Source organism: Serratia sp. FDAARGOS_506, from assembly GCF_003812745.1.
Taxonomy (GTDB): domain Bacteria; phylum Pseudomonadota; class Gammaproteobacteria; order Enterobacterales; family Enterobacteriaceae; genus Serratia.
Genome location: NZ_CP033831.1, coordinates 3,243,287 through 3,256,039, shown reverse-complemented (window position 1 = coordinate 3,256,039; position 12,753 = coordinate 3,243,287). Strand labels below are relative to the sequence as shown.

At 55.4% G+C, this 12,753-nt stretch carries 14 protein-coding genes and 1 tRNA gene; 6 read left to right on the top strand and 9 right to left on the bottom strand.

Translation table 11 applies throughout. The annotated features are described in order from the left end of the window. Window positions 1–6 precede the first annotated feature (6 nt). Window positions 7–1,092, bottom strand: a complete 1,086-nt coding sequence (locus EGY12_RS15745) for an efflux RND transporter periplasmic adaptor subunit (protein WP_123894547.1) — start codon at window positions 1,090–1,092, stop codon at window positions 7–9. A gap of 145 nt (window positions 1,093–1,237) precedes the next feature. Between EGY12_RS15745 and soxR the strand changes: the two genes are divergently transcribed. Beyond that, window positions 1,238–1,705, top strand: a complete 468-nt coding sequence (gene soxR, locus EGY12_RS15740; protein WP_123894546.1) for a redox-sensitive transcriptional activator SoxR — start codon at window positions 1,238–1,240, stop codon at window positions 1,703–1,705. 48 nt (window positions 1,706–1,753) lie between these two features. On the opposite strand, the gene EGY12_RS15735 is transcribed toward soxR, so the two are convergent. The 5 genes from EGY12_RS15735 to EGY12_RS15715 all read right to left on the bottom strand — a co-directional run bounded on the left by EGY12_RS15735 (window position 1,754) and on the right by EGY12_RS15715 (window position 7,473). After that, a complete protein-coding gene (locus tag EGY12_RS15735) occupies window positions 1,754–2,824 on the bottom strand; it encodes a fimbrial protein (RefSeq protein ID WP_123894545.1) in 1,071 nt (356 codons plus the stop codon). Window positions 2,825–2,842: 18 nt separating this feature from the next. After that, complete coding sequence (locus EGY12_RS15730; protein ID WP_123894544.1) at window positions 2,843–5,335, bottom strand: fimbria/pilus outer membrane usher protein; 2,493 nt, start codon at window positions 5,333–5,335, stop codon at window positions 2,843–2,845. A gap of 15 nt (window positions 5,336–5,350) precedes the next feature. Beyond that, window positions 5,351–6,046, bottom strand: coding sequence for a molecular chaperone (locus tag EGY12_RS15725; RefSeq protein WP_049201643.1), 696 nt, complete (start codon window positions 6,044–6,046; stop codon window positions 5,351–5,353). A 48-nt stretch (window positions 6,047–6,094) separates the two neighbouring features. Beyond that, the gene (locus EGY12_RS15720) at window positions 6,095–6,679 is read right to left on the bottom strand and encodes a fimbrial protein (RefSeq protein ID WP_080453743.1); all 585 of its coding nucleotides are present in this window, start codon (window positions 6,677–6,679) and stop codon (window positions 6,095–6,097) included. Window positions 6,680–6,861: 182 nt separating this feature from the next. After that, window positions 6,862–7,473 carry a LuxR family transcriptional regulator gene (locus EGY12_RS15715; RefSeq protein ID WP_123894543.1) on the bottom strand — a complete coding sequence of 204 codons (612 nt, stop codon included), beginning with the start codon at window positions 7,471–7,473 and terminating at the stop codon, window positions 6,862–6,864. Window positions 7,474–7,881: 408 nt separating this feature from the next. Here EGY12_RS15715 and EGY12_RS15710 point away from each other — a divergent pair, with 408 nt between their 5' ends. Beyond that, on the top strand, window positions 7,882–8,679 hold the full coding sequence (locus EGY12_RS15710; RefSeq protein ID WP_123894542.1) for a winged helix-turn-helix domain-containing protein: 798 nt from the start codon (window positions 7,882–7,884) through the stop codon (window positions 8,677–8,679). After that, a complete protein-coding gene (locus EGY12_RS15705) occupies window positions 8,680–9,162 on the top strand; it encodes a hypothetical protein (RefSeq protein ID WP_123894541.1) in 483 nt (160 codons plus the stop codon). It begins immediately after the preceding gene. An 88-nt stretch (window positions 9,163–9,250) separates the two neighbouring features. Here the strand turns inward: EGY12_RS15705 and EGY12_RS15700 are convergent, their stop codons facing one another. Continuing rightward, on the bottom strand, window positions 9,251–9,466 hold the full coding sequence (locus EGY12_RS15700) for a hypothetical protein (protein WP_016928277.1): 216 nt from the start codon (window positions 9,464–9,466) through the stop codon (window positions 9,251–9,253). 228 nt (window positions 9,467–9,694) lie between these two features. Further along, a tRNA-Ser gene (locus EGY12_RS15695) sits at window positions 9,695–9,782 on the bottom strand. A gap of 226 nt (window positions 9,783–10,008) precedes the next feature. Here EGY12_RS15695 and yccA point away from each other — a divergent pair. Further along, entirely contained in the window at window positions 10,009–10,668 is a 660-nt protein-coding gene (yccA, locus tag EGY12_RS15690) for an FtsH protease modulator YccA (protein WP_004928091.1), read from the top strand. Window positions 10,669–10,779: 111 nt separating this feature from the next. Beyond that, a complete protein-coding gene (gene tusE / locus EGY12_RS15685) occupies window positions 10,780–11,109 on the top strand; it encodes a sulfurtransferase TusE (protein WP_123894540.1) in 330 nt (109 codons plus the stop codon). A 34-nt stretch (window positions 11,110–11,143) separates the two neighbouring features. Here the strand turns inward: tusE and yccX are convergent, their stop codons facing one another. Further along, entirely contained in the window at window positions 11,144–11,422 is a 279-nt protein-coding gene (gene yccX, locus EGY12_RS15680) for an acylphosphatase (protein ID WP_123894539.1), read from the bottom strand. A gap of 92 nt (window positions 11,423–11,514) precedes the next feature. Between yccX and rlmI the strand changes: the two genes are divergently transcribed. Further along, entirely contained in the window at window positions 11,515–12,705 is a 1,191-nt protein-coding gene (rlmI, locus tag EGY12_RS15675; protein WP_123894538.1) for a 23S rRNA (cytosine(1962)-C(5))-methyltransferase RlmI, read from the top strand. Window positions 12,706–12,753 lie beyond the last annotated feature (48 nt).

The window sequence follows — 12,753 nt, the reverse complement described above, 5'->3', positions numbered from 1 at the left end:
CTCTCCTCAGGAACCGGCCTGGGCGGCGTTCAACGTATCCTGCACCACCGGCTCAGCCGCCATGCCGTCGCTCAGCTTGAGCTGGCCCGAGGTCACCACCCGATCGCCTTCCTGCAGGCCGTTGACGATCTCGACACGCCCGTCATTGCGCTCACCCACGGTGACCGAGACGCGCTTAACCGTCATGCCCTTTTCACCCTGCTGCGCCAGGAACACGGTATCGCCGTATGCCGTATAGGTCAGCGCCGTTTCCGGCACCGTCAACACCGCCACGCGCTGCTGCTGCGTGACGCGAATGCCGGCGTACATGCCGGCCTTAAGCAGCCCCTGGCGGTTGGTCAACGTCGCCTGCACCTGCACGGTGCGGGATTTGCCGATCATCGGATCGATGGCGGTAATCGCGGCGGGGAAAGCGCGATCGGGATACGCGCCGACCAACACCGCCACCGCTTGCCCCGTCGCCAGCCCGGCGCTGCTTTGTTCGTCCAGCGAGAAGTTGACCCGCAGCGTATCGGCATCCACCAGGTTCGCTACCGCCTCGGCAGCGTTGAGGTATTGCCCTTCATGCACGCGGCGAATGCCGATGATGCCGGCGAACGGCGCGCGGATCGCCTTTTGCGCGATTTTGGCCTGCGTTTCCTGCACCGCACCGAGAGCCATATCCCGTTCAGCCAGCGCATCGTCCAGCTGCTGCCGCGCAGTGGCGTTGAGGTTCATCAACTTGCGCATGCGCGCCAACAGCAGATCGGCATTGCGCAATTGCGCCTGCAGACGCACCAGCTCAGCCTGCTCGACCGCATCGTTGAGCTGCACCAGCAGTTGCCCTTGCCGCACCGTTTGGCCGGATTCGAACAGAATGCGCGTGATGCGGCCGCTGGTCTCCGCCGCCACAGCCACCTGGCTGGCCGCCTCCAGCTCGCCCACGCCGGTGTAACTGCGCGCCGCCTGTACACGCAGGGCGGGCGCCAGCGCCACTTTCACCGGCGGATAGGCCGGCGTGCCTTCGTTTTGCCGCGCGGTGGATCGCATCGCAACGGCGGCGACAGCGAGCGCCGCCAGCAGCGCGGCAATAATGAGGTTTCGTTTCATCATGTAACGGTTTCTTCCTGATTTTACAGCCAAAGCCATCCTTCCCCCGACGCAGCGCAGGCAGGTGACGAGAGATGCCGGTTGCCAAGCCCGGCTGGCTGCACTATAAAACCTCAGGTTAACTTGAGGTCAAGCTGAGGAGCGTGGAATGGCAAGAAATGAACCGATTGACACCTATCGGCTATTGACCGTGGGGGAAGTGGCGAAGCGTAGCGGCGTGGCGGTATCCGCGCTGCACTTTTACGAAAGCAAGGGGCTGATTCAGGCAACGCGCAACGCCGGCAACCAGCGTCGCTACACGCCGGTGGTGTTGCGCTACATCGCGGTGATCAAAATCGCGCAAAGCGCGGGCATTCCGCTGGAGGAGATCCGCGCCACGCTGGGCAGTTTTCCCACCGGCAGCAAACTGACCTCCGAACAATGGGGGGTTTTGTCCTCCGCCTGGCGTAACACGCTGGATGAGCGCATTCAGCGGCTGACGGTGCTGCGCGACCATCTCGACAGCTGCATCGGCTGCGGCTGCCTGTCGCTCACCGACTGCCCGCTGCGCAACCCAAACGATATTTTGGGCCAACAGGGCGCCGGCGCGCATATTTTCGAACGCACGACGGAATAACCGATGAGCGAAGCAGGTTGCACACCGGTTATTCCGAGTCCGAGCCTCTCAGGGATAGATGATGTTCAACGTGGCCGAGGTGTTAATTTCTCCCTGCGTGACGCCATCGCGCTGATAAGGGTAATAATAAGCCCCCATGCCGATGATGAAGTGACTGTTCAGGCTGCCGCCTGCGGCGACGTGAAACAGTGAGGTGGCGCTGCCGCGATCGACGTTTGAAGGCGACAGTACCACCGGCGAACTCGGCATGTCGCGCTTGACCAGGCGCAGCCCCACCCCTTGCGCTCCGCCCGCATTGGCATTGGTCAACACGCTGGCGTCGGAGGCCAGCAGGTTATTGCTGGACAGGAACATCTCAACAGCGCGATCGGCGATGCCTTCCTGTTGCATGTTCTGGCAGCTGATGTTCAGCGAGAACGGCGTGTAGCCGGGTTGATTGTTATTAAGCACCTGCGCCACGCCCATTTTGGGCAATCTGACCGTCAGGCCGGCGTTGTCGAAACGGCAGGTGGTGGTTTTAGGCGCGTATTTGATGTTCATCGGTTGGCCGTACATATCGCGATCGTCATAAGGCCAATTGCCGGTAAGCAACCAGGTGAGCAGTTTTCCCACTTGAGCCAGCACCCAAAGCGGTAATTCCAGGATACTGATACCGGTCACATCGCTCACCAGTAAAACATCATCGAGCATCAAAGTATCGCCCGGTACTATCCGCCCATCCTTCGGCTTTTGCACCAGCGAATAACGAATGGTCATGGGTGAGTTTAACTCTGAAGCAGCATGTTCCCCTCGCCCCCTCAACGTTCTGTCGCCTATCTTGTTGGTGATTTCTGCGCGGACCCACTGTTGGCCATCGTTAAAACCGAAAATCGCGGCCTGCGAGTCTTTCGTCGGAAGTTTGATGGTGTAGGAAAAGTTGCTTTTGGACTTGCTGCAGTTAAAGGTGCCGGTGTACTGGGTATTGTATTGCGCCTCCCATACCGGCGTATTGGCGTTCAGCTTATCGGAGAGATCGACGAAAATCGGCGACGCAAACTCCACCCCCTTGCCATAGCAGGAAGCATAGCTATAGCCGCTGAACAGCCCAGACAGCAGCAGCAAAAAAATCAGCCTGATCATAGGTTCGGTTATCCTGTATTAGCGGCAAACGCCGGGCGACGCGTCAAGCGCCAGGGTCGGTTTGGCGATACGGCAACTGCCGTCGCGCAGTTGCACCGTTAACGCCGTCGGCGGCTGTTCGGCGCGCAGATACAACACGCTGGCCTGGCCGACAAAGCCTATCGACCGGCCGTTTTCATCCAGCACTTCGGCGCCGAACGGCAGCGGTGCGCCATCGGCGCGCTGCGCCCGCAGCTGGAATGGCCGACGCTGGTCGGTCTCGAATTTCAGGTAGCTGACCGCGCCGTAGTAAGGCACATGGTTGGCAACGTTGCCGCTGATTTCCGCCCCGCTGCTGTGGCCGGTATCCGATAGCGTGACCGAATTTTGCCGGTACGGCGTGGCATAAGGCACCAGCGCCAAACCCTGCGCGTTGGTCACGATGCTTTCGTCGCCGTTGACCATAAGCCCTGCGGCCTGCGGCGCCTCGACCACCGTCATGGTGTTGCCGATTTCGTTCGACGCCAGCACATGCCAAGGGATCGCTACCAGGCTGCCGCGCGCGCTGAGGCCGCTCTGGCGATAGTCGTTGCCTTCGCTGTAGGAGGCGCCAAGCGTCGAAACGCGGGTACGATAGGCCGTATTGACGCTGGCCATGTTGTCGCCGCCGCTGCGATTACTGCCGCTCAGCGAATAGCTCAGGCGGTTGGATTCCAGGGCATTGCCGCTCAGGCTGACCGTACTTTGCTGATAGTGAGAGTCCGTCGCCGACAGGCCGGTGCTGAGGTAGGCGTTGTTATCGAACACCGACAGCGGCAGGCTGAACGACAGGTAATAACGCGTCTCTTCCTCACGCTGGCTGTTACGCACCCGGCTGGCGGAAACGGAGTAGCTGACGCGCCCCAAATTGTTGGAATACCCCAGCTGGTATTCGCGGCTTTTCGCATTGGCCGTCCAGTAATCGCGCTGGGAGCCGGAGAAGAACAGCGTGCCCCACCCTTCGTTAAGACGCTGGTTCAGGTTAAGCGTGAAGGTATTTTTCGGCCGAGCGGAACGCAGCGCATCCCAGGTGTTCATATCCAGCTCGGACAATCCCTCCTCGTCGCGCCAGCGATCAAACTGCCGTTCCAGCTGGCGGTAGCCATCATTGGAGTAAATGGCGTCGGTAAAACTGTAGTAACCGCGAGTGGAGTAGCGATAAGCCGCCAGCGTGAAGTTGGTCGCGGTGACATCAAGAAATTTACTGTAGGCGATACGGAAACTCTGCCCGCTTTCACGGCGGTTTTTCAGGCGGGTATCGGCATGCGTCAGGTCGATGGACACCGCCCCTATCGGCAGGTTCCAGCCGCTGCCGAGCAGCCAGGCCTGATAATCGTCGCTCAAAATGCTGCCGGCATAACCGGTTACCAGGTTGTTGAAACCGTACTGCAGGGTGCCTTGCACAAAGCCGGGATCATAATCGGTATTGCTTTCGTTAACCTTGCCGGCCAGTACGCTGTATTGGCTGACGCCCTGTTTCAACATGTTGGGTACGGCGGAAAACGGTACGCTGAACGACTGCTCACGCCCGTCAGCCTCTTTGACCGTCACCCACAGATCGCCCGCCGAACCGGTCGGCTGAATGCTGTCGAGGGTAAAGGCGCCCGGCGGCACGTTTTCCTGATAGATCACATTGCCGTTCTGTACCACTTTCACCAGGGCATTGGTTTGCGCCACGCCACGCACGATCGGTGAAAAGCCTTGCTGCGAGTTGGGGCGCATGCTGATGTCCGACGCCAGCGCCACCCCGCGCATGCGCACCGAGTCGAACAGATCCCCCGGCGAATAAAAATCGCCGGCGGTCAGGTTGGATTTGATGTCGGCGAAGCCGCGCTGCAAATAGCGCGTGTTGTTCTGCCAGTGGCTCCCCCGCCCGCTGCCGTGGCGAAAGCTGCTGCTGTCGCGAAATTGCCAACCGGCCAGATTGATCCCGGATTCCAGCCCGGTATAGAAATCGTCATTGTTGCTGTGATTGCCGTCGCCGCGCGATTCGGCATGGTAATAGGTCGCGTTGTAGGCCAGCGTCAACGCGGAGATGCCGCGATTCCAGAAGGCCGGATCCACGTATCCCGCCTCCGACCGGTTGACCCGGGCCTGCGGCACCGTCAGGCGCAGACTCAGTGCGCCGACGTCCATATCGAACCGACCGCCCTGTACCAGCGTGGCGATCGACAGCGTCGTCTGGGGCGCCTGAGGTGTCGGCAATTGACTCAGATCGATGCCCAACCGCTGCGCATCCTGGTAGTCAATTTGAATATCGTCGCGCTGCGTGCCAAACAGCAGCGGATAGCGCCCTTTCCAGTCATGATTGACATACACATCGATCTCCTGCCGGCCGGCAGGCATGTCATTATTGAGATAAAAACGCGAGAGATCGGAATCGCGTGATTCGCCGGCTAACAGCGAAGTATCGAACGTCACCGCCCAGGCCGTATCCGGCAACAAGAATGAAGAGGCGGTCAGCAGCGAGAGGACTTTTTTATTCAGCTTCATTGTTGTTCTTTCAGGTTAGTGTGCGGTGATGGCTTTAGACTTGTAAGCCCCCAGGTCGTCGATATACATCAGGTCATAACGGACGTTTTTACTGACCGATCGTTTGCTGGCGGCAAACTGGGTGGAAAACGGCGCGACCATTAACGAATCAACCAGCAGATGCTTATCCGCACCTTGGCCGATATTTGCTACCGTAATGAAATAAGGGCTGTTGTTGATGACGTTGAACCCTTTGCCATTGGCTTGCAGCGTCAATTTCTCCAATGCATTTTCTACGCCGCGGGTTAAGGCCTGCGGGCGGTAGAACAGTTTGATGCGCGACTTGATCGCCAGCTGCAGCGTATTGGTGCCCTGCAGGTTTTCCGGCGTCGGTGGGATATCCAGCACGTTGAGATAGAACACCGATTCGCGATCCGCCGCCAACGCGGCGCCGACTTTCTGAATTCGCAGCTGCTGCCCGCTGTTGCCGTTCACTTTCACCACCGGCGGCGACAGCAAAAACGGCACGTTGGCGGTTTCCGGGGTGGAATTGATATCGCCGTCGTCGATCCAGGCCTGAACCAGTGAAGGATCGGCGCCGTTATTCAGCAGTTGGACAATCACATCCTTGTTGTTTGCCGGGTAGATCACCCGCGTACCGTTAACCACCACATTGGCCTGCGCGCCAACGGAACCGAGCAACAGCGCTGCTATCATCATGTATTTTTTCATCGTTCCCCCGGGTGGCCAGGCCCATCAAGGGCCTGGCTTTCAGCGCGATTACAGGTAAGAAATGGTGTAAGTCACGTTGGAGCTCAGAGCGCCCACTTTTGCTGCTTCGGCGTTGGTTTTGTAGTAATACGCGTCCAGCGTCAGGGTTTCTGAATCCGGTGCCGTTTTGTCACCCATGATGTCGGTGACGTAAGGCACGTTCAGCTGGATCGGGGTGGAGGAACCGGTTTCCGCCAGAGAGAAGCCCACGTTCTTCGCGACGGAAGCGTCGTTTTCGTTGACCGAGTTGTTCAGCAAATATTTGCCGTCGGTAGAGATGTTATCCGCAGAGGAGAAGTAGATTTTCAACGGGGTGCCTGCGGTACCGGCCGCCGGCGAACAGCCGGAGAAGGTCAGCGAGAAGGACTTCTTGTTCTTGGTGATTGGCCCAACGGCGTTACCCGCGTCGGTCACCGAGATCGGGCTCAGTGCTACGGTGAAATCCGCGCTTTTGCCGCCGTTAATCGTACAGGTGGTGTCGGTAATGGCACCGGTAAAGTTAATGATGCCACCGGCGGAATTGTCTTCAGCAAAAGCCGTAGGCGCAGCGACCGCAGCCGCCATGATTGCAACAGAAAACATCTTCTTCATCATGAGATAAAACTCCATAACAGTTTGGTTTGAGAGAATAAATAATAATCAGCCGCTGTCGGCGGGATGAAACAATCCCTCCCCGTAACACAGAGGCAAAAGGATGAGCACATTCCTGTTTTTATAAAATCAAGCAATAGCGTTATTCATCACCCGACAATAAAAACGATGAAAATAACGAATTTCTAGAGAACCTCCGAGAAACCGGATGAAACCTCCAATAAGTTGTGCACCCGATTCTTCAATCCCATTTTGCGTAGTGCACTGCATTTCTGCGTGCTGACCGTCTTTACGCTTTTATCAAGAATCTTGGAAACCTGGGTCACCGTATAACCGAAGGAAAGCAAATGAAGCGTTTCCACTTCACTTTCCGTCAGACAGCTTTTTGTATTGCGGGCTATCCTACCCTCAACGCTTTCATTCCTCTCAGGGCGCTGCGCGACATTATCCACCAGCAAAGACAACTCTTTACTCATACCAGGGACACTGCCTTTTCTGTCGAGCACGACGACATCACGTGAGATAGAACGAAATAACAGACGGCGCTTATCTTCCGTCGTCAAAAAAATCTTTACGCCATGAATAGCAGACAATAGCGCCACAGCCATGCTGAAGCGCAACATGCTTTTTACCGCATCATCAACGATCAGAATATCGTGGCAATTTCGCCCCATCGCCAAAGGTAGATCGTCGTAGTAGGCAATAACGTGATCTTTATGAAAAATCCTTGGCATCAATATTCTTTTTATCGCCTCTCTAAAAAAGATGTTTTCAGATACGATACCGATACTGGTCATACTTCCTCCATCCATGTATGGCCAAAGACAACGGCGAAACCTTGAACTAAACACCTGTCCTTTTCTTGGAGAAATCGCATTGCCGTTCGGGAGCAAACCATAAGCCCTTGGCACATAAACAGGTGCCCTAGAACACTAAGATAAGTCTGCATCAAACCATTAACAACAGGAACATTATTTTTATTAACGCAAATTTTAATTATTATAATCTGTATAAACTAAAAATTTCAGCATTTAACTCTAAATTAATAGCAAAAAATGGCAATGAACCGTGTATTATGTTCGCCGAATAAATAAAAAAACACCCTGAATTATTTATGTTTCATGCCCGAAACCTTGACCTGCCCGAAGTTTCACTAAATACTAGCCGCGAACTGGAAGCCCATGTCATTATAAAAACCTGAATACATGAAATATATTATCGACCTCTGCGTGATCTATGATGCAAACGCGTGTCGTCTCCAACTCATTGATAATGATGAGTCATCGATACGGATATCCAACCCGGCTTCGCGCCTGTTAATTGAAATGCTGACTTATCCAAATATCCCATTAAAACGTGAGATATTGATAAAAAAGGTATGGGAAGAGTATGGTTTTTCAGGCTCATCGATCAGTCTCAATGTAGCCGTCAGTGAAATAAGGAAAGCATTCAAACTGCTGGGAAGAGAAACCTCTCCCATAAAGACCCTGGCGAAAGTCGGTTTTTGTTTCACCGCTATGATTGAAACTTATTCACCACCGCTGGTAACTGTTAATGAAACGGCGCCCGCTTATGCTTCATCGTCGCTTTCCCCCCTCCCTCCGGTTGCCGAATCACATAACGTGCCGCCGCAGAAAAAGGTAAAGACCAGCGCTGTTGCTGCTGTTTGCGGCATATTTATTCCGCTGGTGTTCATCGCGGCGTTCTATCCTATAGAACCGCCTGATCAACCTCGGGAAAAGTTAATTTCGTTAGGAAAAAAAGGCCACTGCGCCATGTATTCTCTGGATGCAGATAAGCATATTGATGACGAACTGGAAAAAAGTATGGTTAATCAGGCGTTAGAGAGCAGCGGCGTCGATTGCCAAAACAGTAAAGCGGATATTTATTTCTCTTCCGTAAAGCACTCACTGACCTATAACACCTTTCTCGGTGTGTGTTATCTCGGCCCACAAGGTCAATATACCCAGTGTGTTACCTATAAAATTATCAACGGAAAATAAATGGCCGCATTGCGCAACCCCAAAATACTGATTGTCGGATTTTTGACAGCGACTCTCCTCATAGTCCTGTTTCGCGTTTTAACACCCGCCGCACCTGTGCATATGAATTGCCAGGCCGATACGTTCACTAAAAAACGATTGGCTTCAGGCGATGACCTGGAATTAAAAATAACGGGCAGTTTATTCATCTATGACGAGCATCACGCCATGATCGTTCAACGCGGAGACATTGCAGTGGGAGGCAAAATCTACAGCCTGGATAGAAAAATAAACTTTGATATAAAGAGGTTAGATTACGGGTTTTACATGACCACCCACCGAGAAATCAGCAAAACCTCCGACGACAATGCGCCGGATGAGCTGACCAAGGAAATCCCCATGATCTCTCTCGGCATTAAGAACGGCGTTTTTTCGATGCGTAAAGTCCGACAGGATGCGTACATCGTTCATGGCGTGCTTTTCCCGGTAACGCTATGCCGTTGACCTGAGAACAGATGCAATAGAGAGACAGCGAGGACACGCAAGGGGGCGGACAAACACGCCCCAGATACCGGTTGGGGAGGCGAGAGGACTATTTTACCGACATATCCGTACGGACGATGCCATGGTTTTTCATCACCTCTTCCATGGTGAGGTTCTCATCGTACGGCGTATCATCCACCACGACGTCTTGCGGGCGGACATAAGGTTTGGTCGCGCGTTTGAACATCCACCACCATACGAACACCAGGAAAGCGCCGGACTTCAAAAAGATCATGGTCCATAAGGCGACTTGATACCAGTTCATCTCTGTCTCCATAAGAGCATTAAGCGAAATTGATAAGGTGGCGCTGATTATCACACCGGTAGCGCCTGACAGCAGCAGGCATCCGAGCGGCCGACCTTGATGAGCGCATAATCTCACCGATGCATGGCCCTTATCAATAGCCGATCGCGTTTCCTGCAGAGGCGCCCCGGTTTCTCCGCACGCAAAAGCAAAAAACCCCGTGCTCATAGAGCACGGGGTCAGAATGTATGGCGGAGGAGCAGAGATTCGAACTCTGGAACGGTTTCCCGTCGACGGTTTTCAAGACCGTTGCCTTCAGCCACTCGGCCACCCCTCCGCAACGACGCGAACTATAAACAGACCTTATTCGCTTGTAAAGCCCGTACGCGTTCAACCGCGCGAAAAATCGACGAAGGCAAAGCAAACGGCGATCAAACGAACACCTTCCCTCACTGTTGCCATAATGATAACTAAGGGTAAAGATTGGTAAACAAACTTTAATCAAGCGCTTGCGCTGCCTATCATCGGGATTATTTTGTGATGGCTTGATAAGAGAGAGCATTATGGACCGCATTGTCGTCTCATCTTCTTCGCGCGACTCGCTGCTCAGCACGCATAAAGTCCTGCGTAACACCTATTTTCTGTTATCCCTGACCCTGGCTTTCTCAGCCCTGACCGCGACCGCCAGCACAATGCTGGGCCTGCCTGCGCCAGGCTTGCTGCTGATGCTGGTCGGTTTCTACGGCCTGATGTTCCTGACCCATAAACTGGCCAACAGCCCGGCGGGCATTCTGGCGGCTTTCGCGCTGACCGGTTTCATGGGGTACGCCCTCGGCCCGATCCTCAGCTCATTCCTGAACGCCGGCGCAGGCGATCTGATCATGCTGGCGCTGGGCGGTACCGCCGCGGTGTTTTTCTGCTGCTCAGCGTATGTGCTGACCACCCGTAAAGACATGTCGTTCCTGTCCGGCATGATGATGGCCGGTTTTGTGGTGCTGTTGGTAGCGGTGATCGCCAACCTGTTCCTGCAGATCCCTGCCCTGCACCTGGCTATCAGCGCACTGTTCATCCTGTTCTCAGCCGGCGCGATCCTGTGGGAAACCAGTAACATCATTCACGGCGGCGAAACCAACTACATTCGCGCCACCGTTAGCCTGTACGTGTCACTCTACAACATGTTCATCAGCCTGTTGAGCATTCTGGGCTTCGCCCGCAGTAACTGATCGCCGGTCACACATACCTTCCTGGCCCCGCTTCCGCGGGGCTTTGTTTTTTGCGGCCGAGAAAATTTGCTAAACTGGCGGCCGTTCCGAATCATCCGTTATCGAGGCAGTATGTTGGAGTTTGAAGGTCAGGTTATCGACACTGACGCGCAGGGGTATCTGAAAAACAGCGCCGACTGGCGCGAGGGGCTCGCGCCGCTGCTGGCCGCGCAGGAAGAGATCGTGCTCACCGAAGCACACTGGGAAGTAGTGCGCTTCGTACGCGAATTCTATCAAGAATTTAATACCTCACCGGCTATTCGCATGCTGGTCAAAGCCATGGCGCAGAAATACGGCGAAGAAAAAGGCAACAGCCGCTATCTGTATCGCCTGTTCCCGAAAGGGCCGGCCAAACAAGCCACCAAAATCGCCGGATTGCCAAAACCGGTAAAATGCATCTGACCGCTTTGCCCGCAGCACTGCTGCAGGCAGGCGTTCAATAACGAATGCCAAACCCGGCGTAATCGGTTACGCCCTGCGGCTCCACCAGCACGCGTTCGATGCGCGCGCTGCGCGGGCCGCCCTGCTTCAACCATGCCACCAGCTCGTCCACCTGCGTCTGTGTGCCGCAGGCCACCACCTGCACGCTACCGTCATCGAGGTTTCGCGCATAGCCGGTTACTCCCAGCGCCTCAGCCTGCCGCTGGGTGGAATAGCGGAACCCTACCCCCTGCACCACGCCATACACATACGCAGCCACGCAAACTTGTGTCATAATCGCCCCCTTATTCTATTTTCGTTATGGCATTGCCGTGCCTTTGCACCGCCGTGTCACTCTTTCTATCCTAGCTGGCAGCATTATTAATTATGACCGTACGCCTGTTTCTCGCCAAAGGACGTGAAAAGTCCTTACTCCGTCGCCACCCTTGGGTGTTCTCCGGCGCCGTTCAACGCGTTGAGGGCAAAGCCCTCTCCGGTGAAACCATTGATATTCTCGACAGCCAGGGCAAATGGCTGGCTCGCGGCGCCTATTCGCCCGAGTCGCAGATCCGCGCACGCGTCTGGACTTTCCAGCAAGATGAAGAGATTAACATCGATTTCTTCATACGCCGCCTGCAGCAGGCGCAAAGCTGGCGCGATTGGGTCGCGCAGCGCGACGGTCTGGACGGATATCGCCTGATCGCCGGCGAGTCCGACGGCCTGCCGGGCATCACTATCGATCGCTTCCAGAATTTCCTGGTGCTGCAGCTGCTGTCCGCCGGTGCCGAATACCAGCGCCCGGCCCTGCTTTCCGCCCTGCAGCATTGCTACCCGGAATGTTCGATCTACGATCGTTCCGACGTTGCGGTGCGCAAAAAAGAAGGCCTGCCTCTGGCGCAGGGCCCGGTGCTGGGCGATTTGCCGCCGGAACTGCTACCGATCACCGAACACAGCATGAAGCTGCTGGTGGATATTCAGCAGGGGCACAAAACCGGTTTCTACCTCGACCAACGCGACAGTCGCCTCGCTGCGCGTAATTACTCCGCCGGCCGTCGGGTGCTGAACTGCTTCTCCTACACCGGCGCCTTCGCCGTTTCCGCTCTGATGGGCGGCTGCGCGCAGGTGATCAGCGTCGATACCTCGCAGGCGGCGCTGGACATCGCCCGGCAGAACGTCGAGCTCAACAAGCTGGATCTCAACAAGGCAGAGTTCGTCCGCGATGATGTGTTCCAGCTGCTGCGCAACTACCGCACCCAAGGTGAGAAATTCGATCTGATCATCATGGATCCGCCGAAGTTCGTCGAGAACAAAAACCAGCTGGCCAGCGCCTGTCGCGGCTACAAAGACATCAACATGCTGGCGCTGCAGCTGCTGAATCCGGGTGGCATTCTACTCAGCTTCTCTTGCTCCGGGCTGATGCCAACCGATCTGTTCCAGAAAATTTTGGCCGACGCCGCTGTAGATGCCGGACGTGATGTACAATTTATAGAACAGTTCCGTCAGGCGGCCGATCACCCGGTGATCGCCACGTATCCTGAAGGGCTGTACCTGAAAGGATTCGCTTGTCGGGTGATGTAACTTGAAATGCGCTGCTTTGCCCCCATATATGAGCAAGGCATTGTTTCT